Raw genomic sequence first — 25910 nt, 5'->3', positions numbered from 1 at the left:
GGCGGGCTCAGTCCGATTGTAATCGGTTTTTCGATTACATTCGGTCCACGCGGCGTGTCCAGTCCAAATGTAATCGGTTTTTCGATTACATTTGGCCTATGAGGCGGGCTCAGTCCGATTGTGATCGGTTTTTCGATTACATTTGACCTACGCGGCCAACGTATACCTGCTTATCCACGACAGGTGCAAATCCTGATTTACCAAATAGTAAAAAAACCGCCCTCCTCAACAACCGCACACAGCGGTTGAATCAGGAACAGCGGGTTCGCATACTTCTCTAATGAAGTGTGATACTACAGCGGGCGCGGACGGTCTGCCGCAGCAGAGACCACAGATGACGCTGCTGCCGCTGACCGGGCCTGCTCCTGGCGTCTGGCTCTGCTGCGGAGGAACATACCGGAGCATGCCGCCAGAATCTGCTGGAACAGCATACCGGAGATCACGGGTAGGGCCACCGCCGGCGGAAAATACTGTACCGCCAGCACCGCCCCCGCACTAAGGTTACGCATACCGGAGTTAAACTGCACGGCTACCGTATTCGCATAATCATAATGCAGGCGGCTCGAGACTACAGCTCCAATGACATAGCCGAGGGCAACGGTAACGAAGGTTACAGCAATAATGAGCGCAAGCTTCCCGTCGGGGTGCTTCAGATACCGGGCAATACTGGCCCCATTAATCGAGACCACGGTGAACAGACCCACCTTGACGAACGGAGCCAGCGGCGGGCCGCAGACCGTGCTGATTTTGCCCCTGCTGAATTGATTCAGCAGCATCCCCGCTACGGAAGGCAGGACGACCATCCAGAGCAGGCCCCGCATCATCTCGCCGGCGTCCATCTGCACGCTTGCCCCCATCAGGAGATACAGCGTAGCTGGTACAATCAATGGCGACAGCAGCGTATCGATCAGGATCAGCGCCAGAGTCAGGGCGATATTCCCGCCATGCATCGATACCCAGACTACACTGACCACTCCGGTCGGAATGGCGAAGAGCAGCACATAACCGGTAACCGTATAAGGATCGCCTGGAAAAAACAGCATCGCTGCCAGCCAGCCGATCAACGGCATGACGATATGCAGAATAATGAGCAGGATGAGCAGCTTCTGCGGCCTGGCAAGCACGGTGAACAGATCCCGGAAGCTTGACTTCAGGCTGCCGATCAGCGTCATCCCGGCGAAGATCCAGGGCACCAGCCACGTTAACGGAAGCAGCGACGCCTCATTCAGTACGCCAACCACGATGGCTGCGGGTGTAAGCAGCGGCATGATCCGCTCCAGCACTGTATTGGAAGATACTAATCCGCGTCTTACTGCACCAAGCATGTATTTCAACCCCCTGTGTGAACTATGCCATTATACTCTGCTGCACTGACTGTCTCTGCTGCAAGGTCCGGTAAGGGAACTATACCCCTTGCGGGAACAAGGCGTCCAGCGCCGGGCAAGGCCGTTTCTCCAGATAGTCCGACAACGGTGCCGGCATATTGCTGTACAAGTCCTTAAGTGACGTTCCGTTATAAATATTGCCGATAATGACCGGATGGCACAGCTCGGAGATCAGAATGTCGCCGTTGCCGTGCAGATGAAGCTGCTTCATCCCTTCGATACAATGCGGGAAGTAAACGCCCGGCTGCTCCTCGAAGCCCATCGCCTCCATGAACCGGTCCATACAAGTGAAGTAGAGAGTGGTATCCTCCGGCTTCCGCGCAATCAGCTCATTGACGGCATTCTTCAACTGCTCGCGGGCGGCAATCGCTTTCCAGCCGGTATGTCCCATGATAATACTATTCTGAATTTCATGCGTTCTTACGCCCATCGAATAGACATGCTCGCTGATCTCCTGCATATGATCCTGCGTCTCATTGAACAGAAGTGTCTCCAGCACCACATTGACATTGGTTTTGGCGAACATAGTGATGTTCTCTCTGATTTTGTGATAGACACTCGGATGAATATTATAATACCGCGAGAAGCCTTCAGCCGTGGTGAAATTAAAAGAAATATGAATCGTCGTCAGACCTGCGTCCACCAGCTGCCCGATCCGCTCCTCATTCAGCAGACTGCCGTTCGAGTTGAGCTGGGTCTGAATGCCGCGCGAAGAGCAGTACGCCACAATCTCCACACAATCCTGGAATTTCAGCGTAACCTCGCCGCCCGAGAGCCGGACACGCTTCAGATTAGGCAGCTCCTCCAGAATGCGGATGACCTCCTTACCGTCAAGGGTCTGGCCGTCATTTCTATTGTAAGCGCAGCAGTAATCACAGCGGAAATTGCAGTTCGAGGTCACGCCGACTTCCAGCCCTTCCAGCTCGTAAGTCATCGGCTTATCCAGTTCCAACGCTTTATATTTCGTGCTCATCTTCTATAGTCCTCCTTGGTTGTTCAATCCATCTGTTCTAAGGTCAACTATAGAATTATACAGGTTTGCCCGCGAGGTTAATGTGACATTTGATATTTGATCTTTGCAAAAAGACTGCTGCACGGTTATAGGCTCACCATACAGCAGTCTTCATTAAGATAGATGTACCTGCTATAGCTCGACAGCTTCTCCCATCCGGTTCAGCACCGGCTGGCCGATGATCCCCAGACGCCAGATCGCAATACCCTTAAGGCCGTACCGCTTAGCCAGGCCGATCTTGGCATTGACGGAGTCTTCGTTCTCACTGTAGACCGATATCCCGAGAATCAGCTTCTCCTTGCTGACCTGATCAAGCGCCAGCCGGATGCTCTCATCGACCTTATTCATCGGCTCCGGCCCGGTCTCCCCTTCATAGGCGTAAGCCATGATAACCAAATCGTCGGCAAGTGTCCCTAGCGTCTTGTAATCATACCCCTTGTAAGAGCTGTTCAGCGGATGCAGAATGACGGTCAGCTTGAGGCTGGCGGCGCGTGCGGCTGTAGAGAGATTTTTGACAAAAGCGTTATATTGGCTCTGCACCAGCGCCTTATCCCCCGTCAGTCCCAGCCCTTCCAGATCGAGTCCGATGCCCTTGAAGCCCTTCTGCGTGGCCAAATCGACAATACTGGCGATCGTCTGCTGCTGGAGCTGCGCGTCCTCCAGATTCTTGCTCAGCTCCAGTGACGAGTCACTGGAATAGACCATCAGGTAGGGAGCGGTCCCTCCCGCTGCCGCATTCTGCACAATCGATTCCGGCGTTACATCACCTGCAGCCTCCGGCCACCAGAAATCCTTACCGGTGGTTGTGAACTGGCCGTCCTTGTCGATCCTTGCCCAGCCAAAGGCAACCGCATCGAAGCTTGGAATAAGCGAGACCTCACTGTAGGCCTTCTGTGCGTAGAAGCCCAAGGTATACATATCCCGCTTCGGGGAAGTTATGGATACGGTCTTGGACGCCTGATTCCAGGAGGTCACCGCCCCGAACTGCTGGCTGAAGAACTTAAGCGGCAGCATCGTGGTTCCGCGAATGTCCTGCGGTGCGACCTCCAGCTTCACCACTGTTCCGTTCACCACGGCATTTTTGCTCCCGAGGGTCAGGACCACTACGGTTGGAGCGGTGCCAGTTGCGTCCTTCCGGGTGGCCGTAATTTTGCGGGCCTTCTGATTCCATTCGACCTGAATCCCCAGGGCTTCCGAGATGGCGCGGAAGGGCACCATGGTCGTTCCGTTCATCATCACCGGCTCCACCGGGAACGGCAGCGGATAACCGTCCAGCATGATACTGACACCCGCAGGTGCCGCATGGACCGCACTTGCCGGAAGTGCCGAGAGGCTGCCGAGTGAGATCGCTGCGCATAATACTATTTTGGCCAAATGCTTCATATAAGTTAGTTCCCCATTCTCTTAGATAGATTGTGAATCTCTCAACCTTACATCCCCTACTATTCTAGCAAACTAGATAAATATAGCAAATGAAGGTATTGTAACCATTGCAGATTCACCCGTCCGGGGTTGACTTAACATCTACATAAATACGCTTAAAAAGACACCCACCGCCCGTTCAGCATCCACCTCTACAGCCACTTCGATGAATTCGCCTTCTTTGGGCTGTGCCCGCAAGTCTGCTACGACCATACCGGAGGTGAACGCCCCCTGATGCTCTACACGGACCTTCATCCGGCGGCAGGTTACTAGATCCGGCTGCAAGGCAGCCATCAGGGCCAGCGGATCATGCAGCGGAGCGCTGTTAATCAGATAGTTCGCCTCGCGGTAAAATTTAAAATAATACGCAAGCGACTCTTCCATAAACTCGATGACCGCCTTATTCTCTTCCCGTCCATGCCGTTTCAGCAGCTCCACATGCTCTGAAGTGATCCGCGTCTGCAGCGTCACATCCAGCCCGATCATCATTACAGGCAGCCCTGAAGTGAATACGCGGTCAGCCGCTTCCGGGTCGCCCCACAGATTGGCCTCGGCCACCGGTGTGACGTTGCCCGGCTTATATACCGTACCGCCCATAACCACTACCTTCTTCAGCTTGGAGGTCAGCTGCGGGTCCAGGTCTAGTGCCAGCGACAGGTTGGTCAGCCGTCCGAGCGTCACCAATACCAGCTCTCCCGGATTCGTATCCGCCATCCGCGCAATGAACTCTGCTGCCGTCTCTTGAACCGGCACCTGCCGGGAGGGCGGCAGCTGAACGCCGCCAATGCCGTTCTCCCCGTGAACATGGGTGGAGAAGCCGGTCAGCTCGCGTACCAGCGCCCGGGAAGCTCCGAGCGCTACCGGGATTTCATAGCCCGGAGCCGCTAGCTCAAGCAGCCGCAGCGTGTTATCCGCCGCCTGCTGCACATCGATGTTGCCGAACACTGTCGTAATCCCCTCAACCACTACCCCCGGCGCCCGGAGCGCGTACAATATGGCCAGTGCATCGTCTATTCCTGTATCACAATCTATAATTATCCGGGTCGTATTGCTGCTGCTCATCTCTATCTCTCCCACTCTCTGTTTATACTTACTCATTCAGCCGTACTGCACTGCCCATCTTATCACGGGTCTGCGGTCTGCTCAATAAGGGAGCCTGGTATATAAGACGCCCTTAAGAGTTGAACTTGAAGCTTATCGTCACTGCGGTGAACATTTGGACTTTCGGCGCTGCCCATCCCCAGATTTCTTGATTTAAACCGCTGTTCGCGGTGGAAATCCGGGGAGGCGGTCGCTACCGCTCCTACAGTTCCAAGTTTCCCCTGCGCTTCTCTTGTTTTTGTTATTTTCTTTAGTGCTTCTTATATAGATGAATATATTGGGAGAGAGGGGCGGATTAGGGGGAGAGAGGAGCGAGTTGGGGAGGGAGTTTGAGCAGATTGTTGCAGTTTATGCAGGATTTAGGCTAAGCTGATGCCCCGCAGCATGGATTGTTGCAGTTTGTGCAGGCGTGTTGATTACCCATATTATGGGATGACAAAAACACCTAAATGTTCTTTACGCCTGAGCTGATTAAGCTGAACCTGCCACTCCAGCGGAAGATTAAATATACGCCAGTACTGCATAAATTCCCATAGAGTCAGCTTAGCAAAGACCGGTACCTTCGGATGAATTTCATCAAAAATGTATTTCAGAAGCACATACGCGGTAAGGGCCACAAACAATTGGCTATACACTGCATTTTCGGTGGTTCCAAACAGACAAGGGACATTCAAATGCTGTTTCACCCAGCGGAAAAAGACTTCAATCTCCCAGCGTGCTTTGTAAATTTCAGCAATCACGTGAGCGGACTCTTTTCTCAAATCAGTGACGACCCGTACGACTTCGCCCCGGTCATTTTCAAATTCAACGACGCGGTGGCGCTGGGCGGATCGGTGTTTCCCTTGACCGATATAACAGGTGATATCGCGTACAATTTTGCTGTCTCCCTCTGCCGGTCGCTGACGTTTTCGCGGCAACACCAAGTGGAGATTGTCTTTCAAACGAATCACAAAGGACTGACCTTGCTGCACATATTGATCCAATCGACCGATTTTTCCATATGCCCGATCCTGGACTAGAAGGTAGTCCTTATCGGCCAAGACTTCTCCAAATGGAGCGTCATTGCGCCGGGCAATCGATTCGACCACCTTCACGGGTGAATGCTGTCCATGCGAGAAGGCCACATGCAGCTTGATACCTCCTCTGAATTTTTTATACGGAGCCCAAGACATACGGGAGTTTGCCGCCGTAACCGTCGTAGAGTCAATAAGCAGAAGATCTTTAGGCAGATTCAGGTGCCGCCGGGTTTGCCGGTTACATTTCTGGACGAGCATTTGAAACAAACGCTTGAAGATATCGTAAGGCACTTCACCGGCTTTGCCCGAAAGAGTGGAGTAATGAACCTTGGGCAAATCGTAGTTCGAGCCCACCCGAGCACTTTGACGAAAGCCATCCCATTTGTGGTAGCAGGCTTGGATAAAGTAGTCGAACAACACACCGACAGTCATTTTGATTCCTGTATCCTCGTAGTTCTTGGTTTGCCCAGTCACCATTTCGACTTCTTCCGGAGTTAATACTTGTTTGAACACGGCCAGGAATGGGGTATTATTATTCATGAGGTCGCCTCATTTCGGTTTGGTTTGGTCGTACTTACCATTACCCGAAATGGCGGCCTTTCTTGTCCCTTTTTTTGGGAAATCAACACGCTTACATTTCGGGCAGGATTACGGCATGCTGAGCGACTTAGAAGTGCTGAGAGTTGCAGTTTGTGCAGGATTTCCAGACTTCCGTATATTTGACCAGTAAGGAACGGGAAGCTGCATTGCTACTGCGGAGGTTCCCCTGCAAAAAACAAAAAAAGCCGCTCCCTCCGAACATGATGTTCAAGAGGAAACGGCGTTCACTATTACATGTAAGGCAATATCTATTTCACATAAGCAGCCGCAGCCTTGACGAACCGCTCCAGCGCTTCAGCCAGCAGGGAGCGCGGGCAGGCGAGATTGATCCGCAGATGACCCTGGCCTTCCGCACCGAACACAGACCCTTCATTAAAGGCTACCTTAGCCTCACGGTACATTAGCTGCTTGAGCCCGTCCGCCTCGAGTCCGAGCGCCCGGCAGTCGATCCACAGCAGGTAGGTGGCTTCCAGCTGCATCGGCTTCACCTGCGGAAGATGCTCGGCCAGGTAGGAGATGGCGTAGTCAGCATTGCCGTTAATATGCAGGATCAGCTCATCCAGCCATTCTCCGCCTTCGTTATACGCCGCTTCCACAGCCTCCGGCGAGAAGAACGCCGACATATGCAGGCTGAGCGTCTTAATCTTATAGTCGAACTTCCGTTTCAGCTCCGGGCTGGAGGTGACGATATACGAGGTCTGCAGCCCCGGCAGATTGAAGGTTTTGGTAGCCGCCAGTGTAGTCAGCGTAATGTCTGACAATTCTGGTGACAGGGAAGCGAACGGAATATGCTTGTGTCCGGGCATGATCATATCGCAATGAATCTCATCCGAGATCACGGTTACCCCGTACCGCAGGCATAGCTCGCCCAGAAGCAGCAATTCCTCCCGTTCCCACACTCTGCCGCCCGGATTATGCGGATTACACAGCAGCAGCAGCTTCGCGCCCCCGGCCATCAGCTCTTCCAGCTGAACGTAATCCATGACATAACGGCCTGCTTCCAGCTTCAGCGGATTCACCGCCACCTTGCGGTCATTCATCCGGATCACATCATAGAAAGGATAGTAGACCGGCGACTGCAGAATCACCTGATCTCCCGGCGAGCTGAACAGCTCCACCGACAGGCTGAGTGAGGTTACAATCCCCGGAGAATCCGAGATCCACTCCTCCTGAATCTCCCAGTCATGGCGTCTGCGGTACCAGCCGGCAATCGCCTTTTTGTAAGAGTCGCCCGTCACGCTATAGCCGTATATTCCTGACTGTACGCGGCGCAGAATCGCTTCCTGTACCGCAGGAGGGCTTGCAAAGTCCATATCTGCTACCCACAGCGGAAGAATCTCCTTGTCTCCGAACAGCTTCTCGGACTGGTCCCATTTGTAGGAACGGGTATTGCGGCGGTCAATGATACGGTTAAAATCATACTTCAACTAAAATCACCCATCCTTTCTGCTTGTCCGTACATTGTACCATGGGCAGACAACATCCGGCATCCTTGATTCCGTCCGCCAGCCTGCTTCAACTCCCCTTGCGCAGCCGCTCCAGAGACTGACCCAGCCGGACCTCCTCCAGCGGCTTCAACACATAATCCACAATGTCCTGGTCGAAGGCCCACAGGGCATGCTGCTTCGTCTCGGTGACCACTACAATCTGAATATCCGGCAGCTTTTTCTTCACCAGCTCAGCTACAACGACTCCTTGGTGGCCAGGCAGCTGAAGATCCAGAAACAGCACATCGGGCTGCAGCAGAACAATCTGGTCCACAACATTCTCGGGATAAGCAGACATGCCGATCACATTCACCTTGCCTGTATGCTGAAGCATCGATGACAGCTTATAGAGATCCTTCTGATTCACATCCAGCAAATAGGCCTTAATCACCCGGGTTCCTCCTCCTTCCATAGGGATAAATTATGATCATCGCGCAGCTTATACATTCTTATTTGTAAAAAAAGTGCTGTCCCCGCGTTTTCTACGAAACGCCTGAGGACAGCCATAGTCGGTATTATATTGCAGCCTCAAGTGTAAGCTGCTTCTGGTAGTGCTTTTAGTTGAAGGAAGCTGGCAGCAGGCTGCGCAGATCCTCCGTATTCACAACCAAGTGAATGTTAGTCATCGTCCGCAGGGAACCGGAGATAATACCCGCCAGCTCGCCATGCGTATCCAGCAGAGGACCACCGGACATTCCGCTTGCCACCTGGGCCGAGGTCAGAATCCGGCTTCTGCCGTTAATGTCGGCTGCCGGAGTGTTCACAATCCCCTCCGTGATGATCGCTGTATTCTTGAGCGGATAGCCCAGAGCATACACTGCTTCACCATGTCTCAGCTTGTCCCCCCGCAGCGGCAGAAAAGCATAGGCATTATCCTTTTGCTTCATCGCAGCAGGAGTTGGCAGTTCAAGAATGGCCACATCCTTCAGCTCGTCGGACTTCGTGACTTTAATCGGACTGATCACCGTTCCATCCGCCATGACTCCTTCGATGCGCTGTGCGTTTTTGACCACATGATACGCCGTTGCTGCAGTACCGGCCGGAGACAGGATCACTCCTGTTCCGGTGGAGCTTGCAGTACCGTCGCTTTTCAGCACACGCAGATAAAAGATCGCCTTACTCGCTATTCCATAGCTTTGTTCAGCGTTGTACGCCTCAGGTGTATCCGCACTGGTGGGGCCCGAATAGAAGAGTATCGCCGAGATCAATGAGAGGACCAGGCTTACGGCAAGCAGCTTTGTTTTCATCCGCCGATCTCCTTCACTTATGAATTTCTGTTATTTCACAACCGACATGATGTCTTTATAAGCCCAGTGGGTAGCCGGAAGATCCTTGAATTGTACAGCCGTTACAGTCAGCTTCTTCGTGCCGGCAATCCGGTTAATCAACACTACGGCCTGCGCACGGGTAATCGGTGTTCCCGGCTTGAAGGTTCCGTCAGGGAAGCCTTGTACATAACCTGCCTGTGACAGGGCATTGACATATTTCTCTGCCCAGTGTCCCTTCAGATCCTTCTGCTTCGTTACGCCTGTCTCAGTTACATCAAGCTTCAGCACAGTTGTCATGATTTTGGAGAACTCGGCTCTGGTTAAGCCCTTCGTTCCGCCGAATCCGCCATCCGGGAAGCCCTCAATAATGCCGGCCGATGCGAAGAATCCGGTCAGTCCTTCATTCTCGGCATTGACATCATTGAACAGATTGCCTACATTCACTTCTTCCATGTCAAGCAGCGGTGCAAGCGACTGGATCAGCTCATACCGGGTGATGGCTGCGTTCGGCATGAACAGACCGTTCGGATAGGCTGCCATATACTTGATCTCGCCGCTGTTATTCTTCAGGCTGTACTTCGCATTCTCCACCGCATACTCGATGGTAATGACTTTATCGTCTTTGTCCGTGATCGCTTTGATCGTCATGCTCTTGGTAATCAGCAGCCCGCCGGTGTATTTCGTGCTCTTGGTAGTCGGAATGCTGCCGTCCGTTGTGTAATAGATCGTCTGCCCTTCTGGAGCTGTCAGCTCCAGCTTGCTGTTCTTAGCGATCTTGACCGGAGCTTCACTGTCACCAGTTACTGTCGATGTTCCAGCGACCGCTGTGATCGACGGAGCTGCCGGTGCAGGTGTCGGGCTTGGAAGCGGAGCAATTGGACCGCCACCGCCATCGCCGCCATTGCCGGTACCAGGGTTTGGATTAGGGCTCGGATTAGGGACTACAAGCGTCCAGGTCCAGGCTGCAACCGGGCTGTACTCTTTGCCGGGTACAATCGTAATGGCTCTAACCGTTGTTGTGCTCTTAAGATCGATAGGTCCGCTGTACACCTGGGAGGTCTCTGTAGGTGTTGTACCGTCCAGTGTATAGTAGATGCTTCCTCCCTGCTCGCCTGTTGCCAGCTCCACCTTCACTTCAGTAGTGAAATTCTTATCTGCAGGAGTTGCAGTTGGTGCAACTGCTGCGCTCGGGTACTGGAATGCAGCTGTATTAATAGCAATACTTCTGCTCTGTCCTCCAGCGGTTGCCTTCAGCACTGCACTGCCGCCTGATATCAGGCTGCCGGTTGTACCGTTCACTACAGCCTTGGACGGATCAGCGCTCCAGGAGAGTGCTCCGCCGCTGCTCATGTGGAATGCCGAACCCACGCGGTTAATCAGATCCTGCGAGTTCAGGATAACAGCGGCTGAAGCCAGAGTCCCTTCATTTGTTCCGTTAAAGGACTGAGGCAGCGGATAGAATGTGTTCTGGGCTGTCCAGATTCCGGCATCCAGGCCTGCCGGCAGATTCGCGCCAGTAAGCTCTGCACCCGGCAGCCCCATGGCACTGCTGTTATTGCCGGACACTGCCTGGCCATTCAGATTGTAGTACGCAATATTATTCTTCAGCATTTGTCTGTTGAACAAGGAGCCGCTGATCGTGGCATTGTCCGATTTCTGTCCGGCAATCCCGCCGAAGAAGGCTTGCAGCGGTTGAATCTTGCCCTTCACTCCAGCCTTCACTTCTCCGGTGTTCAGGGAAGTAATAATCGACCCGCTCTCTGCCAGACCGGCAATACCGCCAGCCCATGCAGTAGACATGCCTTCGGCGAGGACCGTGGCGGCAGAGTAGCTGTTCTTGATCTCTCCAGCATTCAGTCCGCTGATCCCGCCAGCGATCGCCTGGGCTGAAGCTACACGGATATCGCCATAGACAAGCGATTCATTGATGGAGCCTTCTGCACTGTTCTCACCGGCAATTCCGCCTGCGGCCAGTGCAGATGATACATCAATGTTGCCCTTCGATACAGCCTGGTGAATCACACCAGCGTTGCTTCCGGCAATTCCGCCAATCCGGCCTGCTCCGGCAAGCTTCACTCCTTCATTCGTGACCTTCTCCAGAGTGCCCTGATTCACACCAACTGCCCCGCCTGCGGCAGCACTTCCCGCCACGGAGCCGCTGACCTTCACATTCCGGATCACTGCACCAGTGTGGTTGATCCCGGCAGCGACACCTAAATTCACTGCGCTGGAGAGTTCCGCTCCGGTAAAGTTCACATTCAGGAGCTGGCCACGGTTATCCTTGATGAATCCGGCGTTCTGCTGGCCGGAGGCTTTCAGAGACAATCCGTTTATCGTATGGCCTTGGCCGTCGAACACACCTGTAAAGCTGTCGAACGCGGTCCAGAAGCGGCCGGCAAGATCAATATCCGCCCCAAGCAGGATTGTTGCCAGCTCCGGCTTGTTCTCAGCTGTTCTGTTGAACAGCTTGTAATAATTCAACCCTGTCTCGTTATAGAACATGACTGCCCCTGCAAGCTGCAGCGGAGTCTGCACTGTAATGGCCCCATCCGTCAGGTCGTTCAGGAAGGTAGTATCATAGTCGATACTCCAGAGTCCTGAAGTCAGCGGATCAACTGCTGCTGTACTTACGGCTGCTGCAGCCGCGCCTGTGTTACGCCCTACAGCAGCCAATGTGCCTGTGTAGGAGGAGCTAATGATTTTGCCGTCCCGGAAGTTATAGCCGACCAGTGCGCCTTTGGAGACATTGTCCCCCGCAACCGCCACGGTAATCTGCGGTACATTGGCATAGACACTGGTTAACGTTCCGTCATTATAACCGGCGAAGCCGCCGTTATAGGAACGGGTTGATGACTTCACTCCGACAGTAGACAGCTTATTCTGCAATGCGTAAGACTTGCTGATGCTGCCGCTTCGCTCCACGGATGCTGCGAAACCGCCGCTGCGTGTGTCGAAGCCGGTATTGCTGATGTCACCGGAGGCATAGGAATCTGTGATCGAGTAATGATCTACAGACCCGGCGAAGCCGCCAACATAGGAGCCTAATCTGCCGCTGACATTCAGCTTGCCTGTGGCATAAGACTTCTGAATCTGTCCGGCAAGTGTACCGTTCTCACCCAGGAGTCCGGCAAAGCCGCCTGCATACATCGTGTTATCCTGATTGGTATCTGTGACCACTACCGGAATATCCGTATGGGTATTCGTAATCAGGACATGATCGGCCATACCGATCACTCCGCCAACGCGTGTATTCGGTACTGATTCACCCAGAGTAACTGCTGATCCGACGTTGATGGACTGGCCGGAGCCGGAGATCACCTTACTGTAATGAATCTCGCCGCCGTCTCCCCAGCCGACAAGCCCGCCGGCATTGATTACTCTGCTGTTATCTGAGTTCACACCGCTTCTGACAATGGTATCCACGATGATACCGTTACTGTATCCGGCTACTCCGCCTGCACTCACGGTATTGCCGCCGGTTACCTTCAGACCGGAGGCAACCTCGGAGCTATAGATGGAGGCATCCGTATTCTTGCCTGTCAGACCGCCCGCATAGAGGTCAGCACGATGGTCTGTTCCGGTGACTGTGATCTGTCCATCATGAACCTTGGCAATGTAAATTCCCTTATACAGCGGATATGCCTTGCCAAAGTCAAAGCCCTGATTAATATCCTGGGCTGAGATCGTTCCGGCGATCCCGCCGACGGCAACCTCACCGCTCTTCGCTGCCGCTTGAAGCTCAGGTGATGAATCCACATTGTAGATGATGGAGTTATCACTCTCTCCCACAATACCTCCGGCAGTGATCACTTCACCCGCAGCCTGTAGGGAAGCCTTGAACTTGGCGTCATTGATCGCCGTCCGGGAAGCCGATCCGGCAATCCCGCCGAGCACAGCCTTCAAGCTGTCGTCTGTTGTAGCCAGCTTCACGCCTGATACTGCTGCATGTTCAATATCGAAGCTGCTGCCGTTATCCACAGAACGGGTCAACATTCCGCCGAGTCTGCCTTCCTTCGCGCCCACAACACCGCCAGCCGTACCATTAGCTGTCAGCTGCACACCGCTTCCTGGACCGGTAACTGTAACATTGCGGATGCTATTCCCTTGATCAGATTGACCGATCATTCCGCCCAGGATGGAGCCAAGCCCCCGCGCTTCCAGAGTTCCGTCTGCAATGCTTACGGTCAGCCCTTCAGCTTGACCCGTCTGGTAATGTCCAACCAGTCCGCCAACAGTGGCTTCCATTCCTGTTGAAGAGATCCGGTATCTTGAGTTCACTTCAAGGGCCAGGTCCGTCACATTACCATTCTGCACCCCGATAATTCCGCCGATAACGGCATGGTCAGCCGCGCTGCCGATGCTGCCATCCTTATCGTGGATGACATAAGTGTCAGCTGTAATATCCGCTGTGTTGTCGCCGATCAGACCGCCGGCAATCCCGCCTTCAGCAACTGTCTCAATCCGGCTTCCGCCGTCCAGCGTAAGCTGCAGTCCGGCAACCGTGCCTGAGTTCTGGCCGATGATGCCGCCGACAATCCCGCCGCTGACCTTCACGCCGTCCAGCAGCTTAAGGTCCACATTCTTGACTGTACCCAGGTTCGTTCCGGCCAGAACGCCGGTGTAGCCGTTGCCGGCAACCGTGAGCGGCTCCAGATTCATGTTCTGCACTGTAGCATTCGCTCCTATGATCCCGAACAACCCGGAATGTGTATAGACCGGCTGCAGGGTCAGACCATCGATCAGCTGGCTTTTCCCGTCGAATGTTCCTTCAAAAGGATTGACTTCCTTATCACCGATAGGTACCCATTGCTTGGATTGGATATGGACCGGATTCATCACAGTCACGGTTCTGTCCTTAAAGCTGAATTGCTCTACACCGGCAATGGTGCCGTTGACAATTCCCGCCAGACCGGCCAGCTCAGCCTCCGAGGTGATCTCGAAGCCGATTGCATCCTTATCCTTCGTGTACCAGTTGATATTGGCATTCACGTTATTGCCGTTGTCTCCGCCGCCGGTATTGGCAGTGCGGTTGACTTCAGGATAACGGTAGGCCGCACTGAGCGAGCCGTATTTCCAGGCTCCCTCGAAATCCCAGCCCGACAAGCCCGGGAAAACCGTTCTGTCTTTCAGTGTCTCTGACAGAATGGTGGTCAGCCGGACATGCACATTCAGCCAGCGGTGATTGCCCTCTGCGAAATCAGGCAGATCGCGGTTGATATTCAGTCCTTCATCTTTAATATAGTAGGATTTATAGAGCAGTTCTTTACTTGCATTATCGTAACGTCCGGCGAAGCCGCCGGCATAAGCAGTCTTTTTCTCGTCTACATTAACCTCTGCTGCTGAGTAGACGTTGCTTATTTTACCGTTTGTAATTCGGCCAACGAAGCCGCCCGCATAAGAATTGTCATTCGCAGCGTTAACACTTTTCGCTACATAGGAATTCTTGACCGTTCCGCCGGACAGCTCTCCGATCAGACCGCCGACAATGGTGTAGACGTTCTTCGCGGTAACCTTGGAAACAGAATACGATTGCTCCACCGTACCGGCTGTATTTCTGCCGATGAGTCCGCCCAGGTAAACGGAACCGCCCGAGGTTCCTTGAGCATCTCCTGTCACATCAATATCTACATAAGAGCCAATGACAGCACCGGCATTGCTGCCAGCTAATCCCCCGGCATGTGTACCTGTTCCTTCAATGGTCAGGTTCGCATTGGAATACGTGTAGTAGAGTGTTCCCGATGCTGTATTCACACCGGCCAGACCGCCGATGATGGAGGAATTGCCTCTTGCGATCACCGAGATCTTATCGGTAATGCTGTTGTTGGCAATCAGCGTGCGGTTCTCACCAACCATACCGCCCACAATGGCATTGGCGGATGTAGCGGAGACCGTACCCAGTGTCCGGGTATTCTGAATCGTGCTGACCGAGGTCACAGGATTCAGTACCGGATCAATACTCTGAGCCGCATTGAGGCCGACAATCCCCCCGGCATACGAGGACACTGCCCCGTTGTTAGCCTTCAGATTCAGACCGCTGATATAAGTGTCCACAATAATACCTGTAGCACTGCCGTGGTTATATCCGGCCATCCCGCCTGCAGTAGCGCGCGGTGCATTAAGGGTCAGACTCACCGCTGAACCTACCAGACGTTCCAGCCTGGAGGACTCATTGTAGCCTACAATCCCGCCAACATAGGCATCTGTAGCCGCTGGTCCTGCCAGAATCAGCATATTCTCCACATTGACCACTTTGCTGTCACTGCTGATGCTGCTGTTCGTAAGGGTACCTGCCAAGCCGCCGACAGACGGCTTCGCCGCTTGCGCCTGAATGAGCATCAGCGCACCGTCTTGCGCGTTCACTTCCGGCGTTGTAATATCTGTCGTTGCCGCTGCTCCAACGATCGCTCCCGCTTTGGCATCCGCCGCAGTCAGCGTAATCATCGGGTCAGCTCCGGGAACATTCAGTACAGCTGAAGTAATTCCTGCTCGTGTGGCAGAAGCCTCTGTTCCTTCCGAATGTCCGGCAATCCCTCCGGCTTCAGCACGCACACCGCTGGCTTCAATAGACAGCTGAGTTACGGTAGCATTCACCAGTTGTCCGGCATTGAAGCCAGTATTCCCGCCAAGCTGGTTATCTGCACCGCTCGCGGTGATGGCTACATTCTCCGCATGATTGAACGGAGCGGCTGCGGCCGAATGGTTCTCACCGAACATGCCGCCAGCTTTTACCATAGTTCCTGTAGCCTTAATCTCGATACGATTCGTGTGCCCGTTGAACTGGGCAGCCGAGTTATGCCCTGCACCGCCGCCGAAGCTTACCTTATCAGCCTTCAGCTCTGTGCGGATATCCTGCACTTGCACAGGCACGGCTGCAGATCCGATGACCGCATCCGCCGTCAGCTTGCCTGCGGTGCCGCCGATGGTGTACCCGCTTCTTCCGGCTTCATTCAGGAAGCTGATCCGTGAGGCCTTACCGCCGGTCAGCGTCAGCGGCTTGGTGTTCACACCCACGAGTCCGCCGAACGTGATATTGTCCTGCCCGTCTGCCGCATCCGCTACTGCAGCCTGAAGCACCAAAGTGCTGTAGCCTGCCGATTCAGCATCTCCGGCCGTAACTCCGCTTACTGTACCCTGTGCGTTACCGGCAATCCCGCCGATAACACCGCCTGCCGAAGTAACCTGCAGTGTAGCATATTTAATAGAAGAATTATTCAAGGTTCCTTCCAGATAGCCAACGATTCCGCCGATTGTACCATCGGAAGTGATTGCCAGATGTTGCCCTTCCGTCTTGCCGGTCACTGATGATGCAATGGTTCCGCCGATTTCGTAACCCACGGTACCGCCGGTATATACATCCGCAGTCCCTTTAACCTTCAGCTCGCCTGTTGAAGAGGTCTGGGTGATGTTCCCGCCTGCATCATAACCGGCAATCCCGCCGGTGTAGACGCCTGTGCCGCCGTTAACCGAGATCAGCTCTTTATTCTCGAATACTCCCGCTGTAGCGTTGCTGGTGACCAGACCGCCTGCGGCGTATCCGACGAATCCGCCGGTAGCTACATTCTCTGACCCTGATGCTGTAATCTTTTGTGTATTCACATAAGGATGCGTCCAGGTGAATTTGCTGCCCGTATATCCGGCAATGCCGCCAGTATATACGTTTTTGCCACCGTTATTGGTAACCGGCGCCGTATTCACAAATGTAATGGAAACCTCACGGCTGGCTACTGTTCCTGTCGCACCTACCAGCGCCCCGGCTGCCGAGCTCACTGCCGCTGCTGCATTAACGGTAATTGCACCATTATTGGTAGTCATGTTGGAGAACACGATGGTATTGTCTACTTTACCGACAATCCCGCCTGCCGCAACCTGATTCCCGCCAGCGATGGTAACCGCCGCCGTATTGATGATAGGAGTGTCTTCATCATTTAGACTGAGCGGTCCTGTGGTATGACCTGCAATCCCGCCTGCAGTAAGCACGGAGCTGTCCGTCCCCTGGGCAAGAACCGCTCCATTATTGACTATTTTTTTGATGATGATGCCTCTGGAGTCGCCATAGCCCATAATTCCGCCCACATCGGCTGAACCAAACGCTGTAACGGTTCCGTTATTGATTGAGTTCGAGATCATCCCTTCGCCCATCCCGATAATACCGCCCGTGTAGGAGTGATACGGGGAAGCGTCCGAAGTGATATTGATCTTGTTGGTAATGTCAAACACAATGCTGCTGCCGCTCATTTTACCTACCGCTGAGCCGGCATAGACATCATAGGTTACTCCGGTCACAGAGATGGTGCCTGATTCAAAACTCAGGCCGCCTACTGTACCGCCTTGCATATTCCCTACCAAGCCTTGGTAAGAACGGTTCTCCACTACATTCAAACCGTAAATCTTCTTGATTAATCCGCCTTCCGTGATTAAAGTTCCCCGGAAGGGATTCTCGGCCGTACCGATGGGCACCCACTGGTAAGCAGAGAGGTCCAGGTCGTCCGTAATCTCCATAATTTTACCGCTGAGTCCATTTACAGTGCCTTCATTCACGAGTTTGGCTACACCAGCAAGCTCTCTAGCATTGTTAATTTTGAAAGTATCATTCGTCGGCACGTACCAACTGGTATCGGCCGTGCTGTCCCAGGTCTGCGGATCAGCCTTGGCCATGATGCCTCCGGCAACTGCGGCAACGACAATTACCGCCAGTGCTATAAGATAACCTATCCATGATCTTCGCTTCAAAGCCATGTTGACACCACCTGAATAGTATTGTGACTTAAGGATTTCCCAGCAGAGTGTGCCCGCCCGCTTACGAGCGAACGGGCACATCCCAAGTTATTGCTTAGCTGTAATGAATTGATCCAGACGGATGGCAATGGCTGCCGCCTGCTCACGCGTAAGCGGAGTGGACGGGTTCACCTTGTTGCCTTCCCCGAGAATAATGCCGTTCTTGATGCTCATTGCCACTGCTTGTCTTGCCCATGCCGGAACCTTACCCTTGTCAGTGAAACCGCTGAGGATCGAAGTGACTTCAGCCTCGCTAAGTTCACTGCCCGGATTAACCTGATTCAGCAATCTTCCGAGCATCGTCATCGCTTCAACTCTTGTCAGCGTATCCTTAGGCGCATACTTTCCGCCTTCGAGTCCGGTAACAATACCCATTTCAGCGGCAATGGAGACACTGCGGTTATACCAGCTGCTGCCGCTGACATCACTGAAGCCTGCCGAAGCTGCCTGCTTGTTCATGAGACCTGCAACGCGCAGCAGAATGGTTGGATATTCTGCCCGGGTTACTTTGCCTGCCGGATCGAACAGTTCCGCAGATTTCCCTAGCACGAACAGCTTGGCGGATGCAGCCGCAATGCCTTCCTTGCCCCAGCCTGAAGGCATATCCTTGAAGGTCTTCTGGTTGCGGATGAAGAAGAGGCTGCCTTCACCGGTCAGTTGTACATTCACTGCCGTACCGCTGCTGTCCAGCTTCCAGGGTACGGTTGTCCAGTTGCCGTCTTTGTCCTTAAGCACCATGGCCGTAATCTCCTTGGCCGCAAGCGGCGCAGGAATCGCGATCTTGGCGGCAAGCGCCGGAGTCCAGCTGGCCTGCGGCAGGTTCACAGTGACTGCGGCACCTTGACCTGCCCCCATCAGGGTGAAGCCTTGCTGATCGGCGATAGCCTTCATGCCCTGCTGATCGGCATCACTATTGGCACCAATACCGATGGTAAGTCCGGCAGTTACACCTGCAAGATTCTCAGGAGCAATGACCAGTTGTCCCATTGGAACTTCAATCACAATCTTCTTCTTCGCGGTCAGCTGCTGCTGGACCACACTCTGGTCTACACGGATACTGAATGCTTTGGCATTCTTATCGGTGGAGCTTACCGTGAGGTCACTGCCAGCCGCAGCTTCTTTATCCGTAATGTGTACGATCGCTGTAAGTCCATTCCACTCTGTCTTCACGGCTTGGCCGTTGACGGTAACCTCGGCTGCCTGCTCCGGAGCTTGTTCTTCAACAATTCCCGGCACGGCACCGCCGCCTCCGCCACCACCGCCAGCTCCGCCGCCACCGCCTGAACCGCTGCTGGTCCAGACCGATGCAGCTACACTACCGGAAGCCCTAACCAGCTTGTCCAAGGAGGTACGCTTGGCCAGCACAACAGTAGCGCCCGGATGAGCGGACACGATACCATCGAGTGGAAGCAGACTCCATGAGCTTACATTGTCATCCCTTTTCAGTTCTGCCGGACTCGACGAGAAGACCTTGTAAGCGATCTGCTGTCCGGTCATATCTCCGGCGGAAGTCACCGTAATCTTCGTATGGTTGCTGTCTCCGTTAATCGGAGAGGATACGGCTTGCACAGTACCCAAATCATTCGATTCAGGTACAGCTACAGTCGTCACAGCCATGCCTTTGAGCGTAACACCCTCAGACACCTTGTACTCGGCTTCAATCAGACTGGAGCCTGTAGCCAGTGCAGTAACATTGCCTTGTGCCGACAGGGATACTGCATCACCTACGGCAACTTCATAAGTCAGATTGGCCAGATCCTTGCCGGTAATCGGCTCTTCCTTGAATTTCGGCTTGCCGTTCCCGTCCTTGCCATCCGACACCTTGAGATAGGCCTGAATTTGGCCTGCCGCACCCGGCGTCAGCGTCTCCGCTCCCTTCAGAACGAGGGCAACCGGTACTTTGAAGCCGGCATTCGTAATATCCACAATGGCTGTGTTCTGATTGGTGGCACCGTCAGTTGCGACAATGCTTAGCGCCACTGAAGGCTCCTCCGAATTCACTTCCACCATTCCATTGAAATCTCCCGTCTTCGGATCTACCGTAAGCGTCTTGGAGATAACCTTGTCTTTGTATTTGCCGTCAGGCTGTAACTGACTCACCGTATACTCTGCTGCCAGTGTAGTGCCTGTAGTTGTCGTTCCGGCTACACGAATGGCACCCTGTGCGGTACGTTCGCCCGTTACCGGCTCCGTCAGATACAGGACCGGTGCGATCGTGTCTACCGTCAGATAGAGCATGGTCACTGAGATATCCTTGGTCACCGTATTTCTGGCTCTCAGTTCAATCGCATACGGACCGTCCGTCTGGAACTGGTCGAGATTCAGTATACCTTCACTTCCACCGCCGGCCTTGTTCGTCAGGGCTACAGTCCCAATGGATTTGTCAGCATAGAATGCTTCCACCGTCACATTGGACTGTTTGGAAGAGAGCGTCAGCTTCTGCTTCGTTTCATTCGTTAACAGGTTCACGTAGTTCCCGGAGGAGGCATCTACCGTCCCCGATGAACTCAATACCGTCAGATCCGGCAGATTCGGAGTTGGCAGCAAGGTGCTGCTGCTCTCACGCCGCTCGGCATAATGATAGTTCTGATGCTTGTCGGCATCCTCGGTTGGAACCGTTGCGGCACTGACGCCGATGACGTAATTCTTCTTCACTTCCAGGCCGACATATTTCACCTTGCTCAGATCAATCACTGAGCCTTCAAGGCTGCCCTTATAGACTTCATCTGTTGTAGATACAGCCTTCCAGCCGCCAATCAACAGACCTTCGTATGTGCCTGTGGATGCATTCCAGTAAGGCTTAAGCTCCTGTTCGGTATACAAAAGCTCTCCAAACGGAGCATATTCACTCAGTTTGCCTTCAGCATCCAGCTTCGCATCGACCACGTAGCTGTGCTCGAAGCCGCTGTGTCCCGATTTCTTCGCTCCCGGCTTGAAGGAGAGTGAGAACAATCCGTTGCCGGCAGGCTCAACCTTGACCTCACTCACACTCTGTGGTGCCAGCGGATCGATGATTTCAAAGCGTTGCGGCGAAGTCTTCGTCCCGAAGTTCGAGCTGGATTTCAGCTCGGCCCGCAGGTAGTAATTGCCTTGTCTGAGCAGCCCGCGGATATCCTCGGGATTGCCCATCAATGTTACATTGGTGACATCGATCACTTTGCTGCCGCTCGTAATTCCGCCGCTAACCGAGCCGCCGGCTCCGACCGGCACATCCTTGGCGATCAGCATACCTGGATCACCCGTCTGCAGAATTTCTTGACCATTCAGCATTTCCTTGCGGTTCGTCACCGCATCCTCAGCCAGATACAGGTTCACAGTATCGCCTTCGGCTGCATTGGCAACTTTCCAGGAGGCTGTGAACTTATTCGCATTCGCGCTGTCATTCGCCAGGTTGACTTCATTCAGCGTAGGCAGCGTAGGAACGTTGAGCAGCTTGGTGTCAACCGCCGAGACGGCTGTCAGCTTCCAGGTACCGCCCTTTGTGGCTTCATTCTCCGGAATAATGATATACGCTCTGCGAATATCCACTTCACTGCTGAGCTTAGGCCCATTCTCCGTTTTATAGCTTGCAGGAATATATTGTGTAAAAGCATTTGCCGTAGGATCAGTGTTCGTGTTGTCGAATTTCACCGGATAATTTTTGCCTGAGGCATCCTGCAGCTTGAATTCCGGCATTTCTTTGCTGCTGTACTCCATTTCAATAATGGCATTACCGGCTACGCCGTCCATTGGAATCTCATGGATTCTGCCACCGTTCTTGACCGTAATGCCGCCTACACCGACATTGATTGATCCGTTCTCGACATATTTGACGCCTTCTTCTACCTCACGGTAGATAATTTCCTGATTCTCTTCCTCGGAAGCTACCTTGGAGGTGGCCAGCGTCTGCACGCCCGCACCAATCACCATGAGACGAGGTCCAAGCTCTGGATCATCCACCACCAGATGGATCATTCCTTCCGGCAGCTGATCGGTCGAAGTACCGAATTCAATGCCGCCACTCCAGTAGTAAGTAATACCTAAGGAGATCAGCAGAATACCGATGCTGCCCCAGACCTTATCATTGTTGACGCCAAGGAACATACTGGACAGCGGCATGCCGCCGACAACCGGTACATCGTTCGGAATCTGCACTTTGGAGCTGATATAGCCTTCAAAATCAGTGCGGTTCTTCTCCAGATTCTGTCCGACGAAGATACCCGCCTTCCCGATGATGATATCCCATCCGCCGATATCCATCTCTGCTTCCACGCGCACGAACCATGGGGTTACCCACTGCGCCTCGAGCAGCGCTTTAGTCAGCATCGGAAGCCGGTCATCTTTCTCCGCATCGGCTTTGGCAGCGAAATCCAGCCTGCCTTCCACCTTAAGGCCGGTACGCTTCACTGTCAGGTCCACATCGCCGAAGAAATACGCCGGAGCAATCCCGAACCGCATGCCTACGCCTGCTTGAATGGTTAACGGGAACGGGTCCTCTGCCGTGCCGCCGGCAATAGTGTCCGCCAGTTCACGTACTGCTCCCCGGATGGCTGTCAGGTACGTTGCACCCGTCACCAGGATACCCGGCTGCGGAAGCTCTGCCCCGAAGGCAATCACATCCGGAAGAATCCGGCCGTCTTTTACTTTTTTGAGCGAGAATTCAATCTCCACGCCCATCATATTCTTCAGCTGTGCTGCGAACTCCAGGCCGTATTCATTGCCTACGCCCCCGCCTTGCACAGCGTGCTTGATTGTAACTTTGCCGCTTGGAGCATCCGGACCTTTTTTCTTATCCGCATCCTTCTTCTTATCCGGTCCGAACAAGCCCATCTCCTGATTGAGATCGAAGCCCAGGGAGGCATCGACGCCATAGAAGCCGGCACTGTTGAAGATGACATTCTTGATCTCGGAGTTAATGATCTTCAGGGACAATGAGCCGCCGAAGGAAATCCCATTCTCTCTAAGAATGAAGTCATTGAAGGAGAAGCCAAAGCCGTCAATGGAGAAGCTTGGTGCCCCGAACAGAGACTGCTTGTTGAAGTACACATCCTCAATCATAATCTGGCGCAGCGGATTCAATCTGTCGCCCACGCCGCCGACAGCCCATTTCAGACTGCCGTTCTGTGTATCATCTTCCGGGTTGCCATCATTACCTTTTTCGTCCTTCTTATCGTCATCATCGTCTTTATCTTCTTCTTTTTCCTTCGTCGGATCGAAGTCCTCTTCTCCAAGCGACTTGTTGAAGCCGTTGAAGAAGTCGAGCGTCCATTCACCCTTATGGAAGACGAACCCGCTGCTCGCTACACTCAGCGTTCCTTCACCCTTGACGAACAGGGTATCCAGGAAGGGCAGATCGCCGGGAAGGGTGTTTCCGAAGATATCCAGCTTACCGCGTACAAAAGACAGGTCCTTACCTTTATAAGCTACAGCATCATTAATAATTGCCGGTTCTGTCTTGGTATCCACGATGACCTGCTCTTCGTCTCCTGTGCCAACCTGCTTGATCATGCCGCGGACGGTAACCAGAATCTCACGGTCGAATTCCGGGTCCTTGGCTTCCACTTCTTCCTTGAATTCCTCAAAGTCCTCTTCTGTTGCAAACAGCTTGTAAGCATACATTGGAGTCTCTTTCAGCGCTTCCTCATCCATGAATTCGCTGATATCGAACTTCGGATCAACCGCTTTGCTCGCTGCGCCGAACAATGCCTTGGTTTTCTTATATTCGGTAACAGCCTTGTACAGGAACGAACCGTCCTTGAAAGGCTTGCCCGGGAACAGAGAGTTCAGCTGATCCAGCAGCTCATCCTTTACAGAAGCACCGTTCGCAAGGCCGCTGATATCTACAGCTTCCTTGTAGACCGCCATTACTCCGGCTTCACGGATACGCGTGTCATTATTATCAGTGACCAGGAACGATTGCGGAGTTGTCATATCATAGAGAGCCGCTACTTCCTCATCTCCGCCGGCATCGCCTTTGTAATCAATCTCCACCTGATATTCACCGAGCGGCAATTCAGGTCCAAGCCCGGCTTCCAGCACATTGCCGCCTGAATCCACCTGGTCACCGCCGCGGTACGTAATCCGCATAGCGCCGGAGAATCCATCGTCTGTCGGCTGCATCACCACTGCATCCTGAACATTGACTTTGTACCTGTTACCGTCTGCCTTATTCTTGAGGTACAGGTCAAAGTTGGGCGCGGTCGTTGCATTACCTGTATTGTAAGCTTCAATATTCGACAAATTCACGGTCAAATATTTCACGTCTGTGCTATACAGCTCTGCCGGTGCTAGTGCGTAGGAATACGTAGCTGTTGCTTCTCCCACCGGCGGCAAAAGAATGAAATTAGTGCGGGTCGATTCATACTGGGCTTTAATGCCCTCATCCTTCACGCCTTCGATTTTGCCTTGCGTTTCCGGGCTTCTCGCGGAAATCATATACTCCCGGGTAACCGGCCAAGGTCTGCCTTTAGCCTGAACGCGGAAGGTTGCGGTAATCGCGTCACCCGGCTTGTACTTCGGCTCAATGCCCATAGCTGCTTCATCAGGTGTGGCTGACTTTTTGAACTCCAGCATTTTGCTGCGGGCATTCTCCAGGACCGGATTCCCGTTTGCATCCAGGACAGTTTCTCCCTTTTCATTCTGCCTGACGAAGCTGAGGCCGCTCTCCAAGGTCATCTCGACTTCAATTTTGGAGTGCTCCATATTGAAAGCCTGAAGGTTCTCTACTTCTGCTATAACGTCGAAGACACCATTTTTCTCATATTTCGTCGGTACGCCTCCGCCTTCAACCGGCTCGGTAGCCAGTTGCTGTACCTGATCTACATAACGGATCGAGAACACTTTATCAGGGGCTGTCAGCTCACCGAGACCGTATACAGTCTCGAAGCTCTGGAAGCCTCCCGGCGCCAGCTTCTCCGGGTTCCAATAGAAGGCAACCGCAGAATCCGCTGTGCCGAAATCATTGGTATCTCTGGTGAAGTCTAGATTCGGATTAATTTTATAATCCCATTTCGTATTCGCCAGGCCGTTCCAGTGCCCGACGATCATTTCATCCACAATATTAATATTCTGTTCGGCAAAGTTATTGAAGCCGTAGGCCACCACATTGGTTGCCTGAGGATTCGTCAGATCCAGCTTGTCGCGCATCACCCAATAAGCAGGAATCTTGAAGTAAGCTCTATCTTCAAAGGGAATCCCCTTATCGTCCTCCGGATTGTGGACCAGCTTCCGCTCCACCTGCAGCGGTGACTTGTAGGCTGTGCCAATCTGGAACTGCGGCCCGTCGTTGCCGCCGACCATCGTATCCAGCAGAATCCGGCTGCCGATCTGCACCTGCGCCCCGCTCTTGTTGTTCACTTCATAACGGATGTTGACATTCCCGGAATTCACAGCATCCTTGCTGTCGGTGTAGAGCATTAGAATCTGCTTGATCTCTACGCCTTTAATCTTCCAGATCATCTCCAGCTGCTTGGTGCCATTTGAATTCTCCACCACTTTAGGTGCACTAGTCTCTGAATAGTGGCTGGCGTCGAACTTGTATTTATTACCGTAGATATAATCCGTTCCATCGATCCGGAACGTCGTGAACGACGTCTCCGGGTCATCTCCCTGGAACAGCAGGTTTACATTATTGTCGTTCTTGCGGATCGGTTGACCCTCTACAGTGCGAATGCCATAGCGGCCCGTTTCGTTATCCACGGTGACCTTAATAAAGTCATTCTGGATCATGGTTGTCTTGGTACTGCTGGCCGCCTCGACGAGAGCATGGAAGCTCTCGGAGGTGGACAGAAATACCATGATTAAGGTGAGCATTACCGCTACTGTGCGTTTCAACAACTTCACCAAGTATTCCCCCTGTTCTTGTT

10 protein-coding genes are annotated in these 25910 nt (G+C 53.3%); all 10 read right to left on the bottom strand.

All coding sequences use genetic code 11. The annotated features are described in order from the left end of the window. Window positions 1-293: 293 nt before the first annotated feature. Window positions 294-1325, bottom strand: coding sequence for a bile acid:sodium symporter family protein (locus NYE26_RS09140; protein ID WP_339255229.1), 1032 nt, complete (start codon window positions 1323-1325; stop codon window positions 294-296). A gap of 79 nt (window positions 1326-1404) precedes the next feature. Then, the gene (locus tag NYE26_RS09135) at window positions 1405-2358 is read right to left on the bottom strand and encodes a radical SAM protein (RefSeq protein WP_036725362.1); all 954 of its coding nucleotides are present in this window, start codon (window positions 2356-2358) and stop codon (window positions 1405-1407) included. Between the two features lie 171 nt (window positions 2359-2529). Then, window positions 2530-3780: a stalk domain-containing protein gene (locus NYE26_RS09130; RefSeq protein ID WP_339255227.1), complete on the bottom strand. Its 1251-nt coding sequence runs from the start codon at window positions 3778-3780 to the stop codon at window positions 2530-2532. A 141-nt stretch (window positions 3781-3921) separates the two neighbouring features. Beyond that, window positions 3922-4881: a nucleoside hydrolase gene (locus NYE26_RS09125; protein ID WP_339255225.1), complete on the bottom strand. Its 960-nt coding sequence runs from the start codon at window positions 4879-4881 to the stop codon at window positions 3922-3924. Window positions 4882-5345: 464 nt separating this feature from the next. After that, window positions 5346-6476: an IS4 family transposase gene (locus NYE26_RS09120; RefSeq protein ID WP_339250465.1), complete on the bottom strand. Its 1131-nt coding sequence runs from the start codon at window positions 6474-6476 to the stop codon at window positions 5346-5348. 308 nt (window positions 6477-6784) lie between these two features. After that, window positions 6785-7963, bottom strand: a complete 1179-nt coding sequence (locus NYE26_RS09115) for a MalY/PatB family protein (RefSeq protein WP_339255223.1) — start codon at window positions 7961-7963, stop codon at window positions 6785-6787. An 88-nt stretch (window positions 7964-8051) separates the two neighbouring features. Next, window positions 8052-8414: a response regulator gene (locus tag NYE26_RS09110; RefSeq protein WP_339255221.1), complete on the bottom strand. Its 363-nt coding sequence runs from the start codon at window positions 8412-8414 to the stop codon at window positions 8052-8054. 166 nt (window positions 8415-8580) lie between these two features. Further along, window positions 8581-9270: a serine protease gene (locus NYE26_RS09105; RefSeq protein ID WP_339255219.1), complete on the bottom strand. Its 690-nt coding sequence runs from the start codon at window positions 9268-9270 to the stop codon at window positions 8581-8583. Window positions 9271-9300: 30 nt separating this feature from the next. Continuing rightward, window positions 9301-18027, bottom strand: coding sequence for a chitobiase/beta-hexosaminidase C-terminal domain-containing protein (locus NYE26_RS09100; protein ID WP_339255217.1), 8727 nt, complete (start codon window positions 18025-18027; stop codon window positions 9301-9303). Between the two features lie 87 nt (window positions 18028-18114). Continuing rightward, window positions 18115-25887, bottom strand: coding sequence for an S-layer homology domain-containing protein (locus NYE26_RS09095; protein ID WP_339255215.1), 7773 nt, complete (start codon window positions 25885-25887; stop codon window positions 18115-18117). Between the last annotated feature and the right edge of the window lie 23 nt (window positions 25888-25910).

This window comes from Paenibacillus sp. FSL P2-0136, assembly GCF_037975325.1.
Taxonomy (GTDB): domain Bacteria; phylum Bacillota; class Bacilli; order Paenibacillales; family Paenibacillaceae; genus Paenibacillus_AQ; species Paenibacillus_AQ silagei.
The sequence above is the reverse complement of the archived record's forward strand: the minus strand, read 5'-3'. Positions and strand labels throughout refer to the sequence as shown.

Excerpts from the sequence above, each read along its gene's own strand:
- NYE26_RS09125 (WP_339255225.1), bottom strand. The coding sequence starts at position 4,881 with ATGAGCAGCAGCAATACGACCCGGATAATTATAGATTGTGATACAGGA.
- NYE26_RS09120 (WP_339250465.1), bottom strand. The coding sequence starts at position 6,476 with ATGAATAATAATACCCCATTCCTGGCCGTGTTCAAACAAGTATTAACT.
- NYE26_RS09105 (WP_339255219.1), bottom strand. The coding sequence starts at position 9,270 with ATGAAAACAAAGCTGCTTGCCGTAAGCCTGGTCCTCTCATTGATCTCG.
- NYE26_RS09100 (WP_339255217.1), bottom strand. The coding sequence starts at position 18,027 with ATGGCTTTGAAGCGAAGATCATGGATAGGTTATCTTATAGCACTGGCG.
- NYE26_RS09140 (WP_339255229.1), bottom strand. The coding sequence starts at position 1,325 with ATGCTTGGTGCAGTAAGACGCGGATTAGTATCTTCCAATACAGTGCTG.
- NYE26_RS09135 (WP_036725362.1), bottom strand. The coding sequence starts at position 2,358 with ATGAGCACGAAATATAAAGCGTTGGAACTGGATAAGCCGATGACTTAC.
- NYE26_RS09130 (WP_339255227.1), bottom strand. The coding sequence starts at position 3,780 with ATGAAGCATTTGGCCAAAATAGTATTATGCGCAGCGATCTCACTCGGC.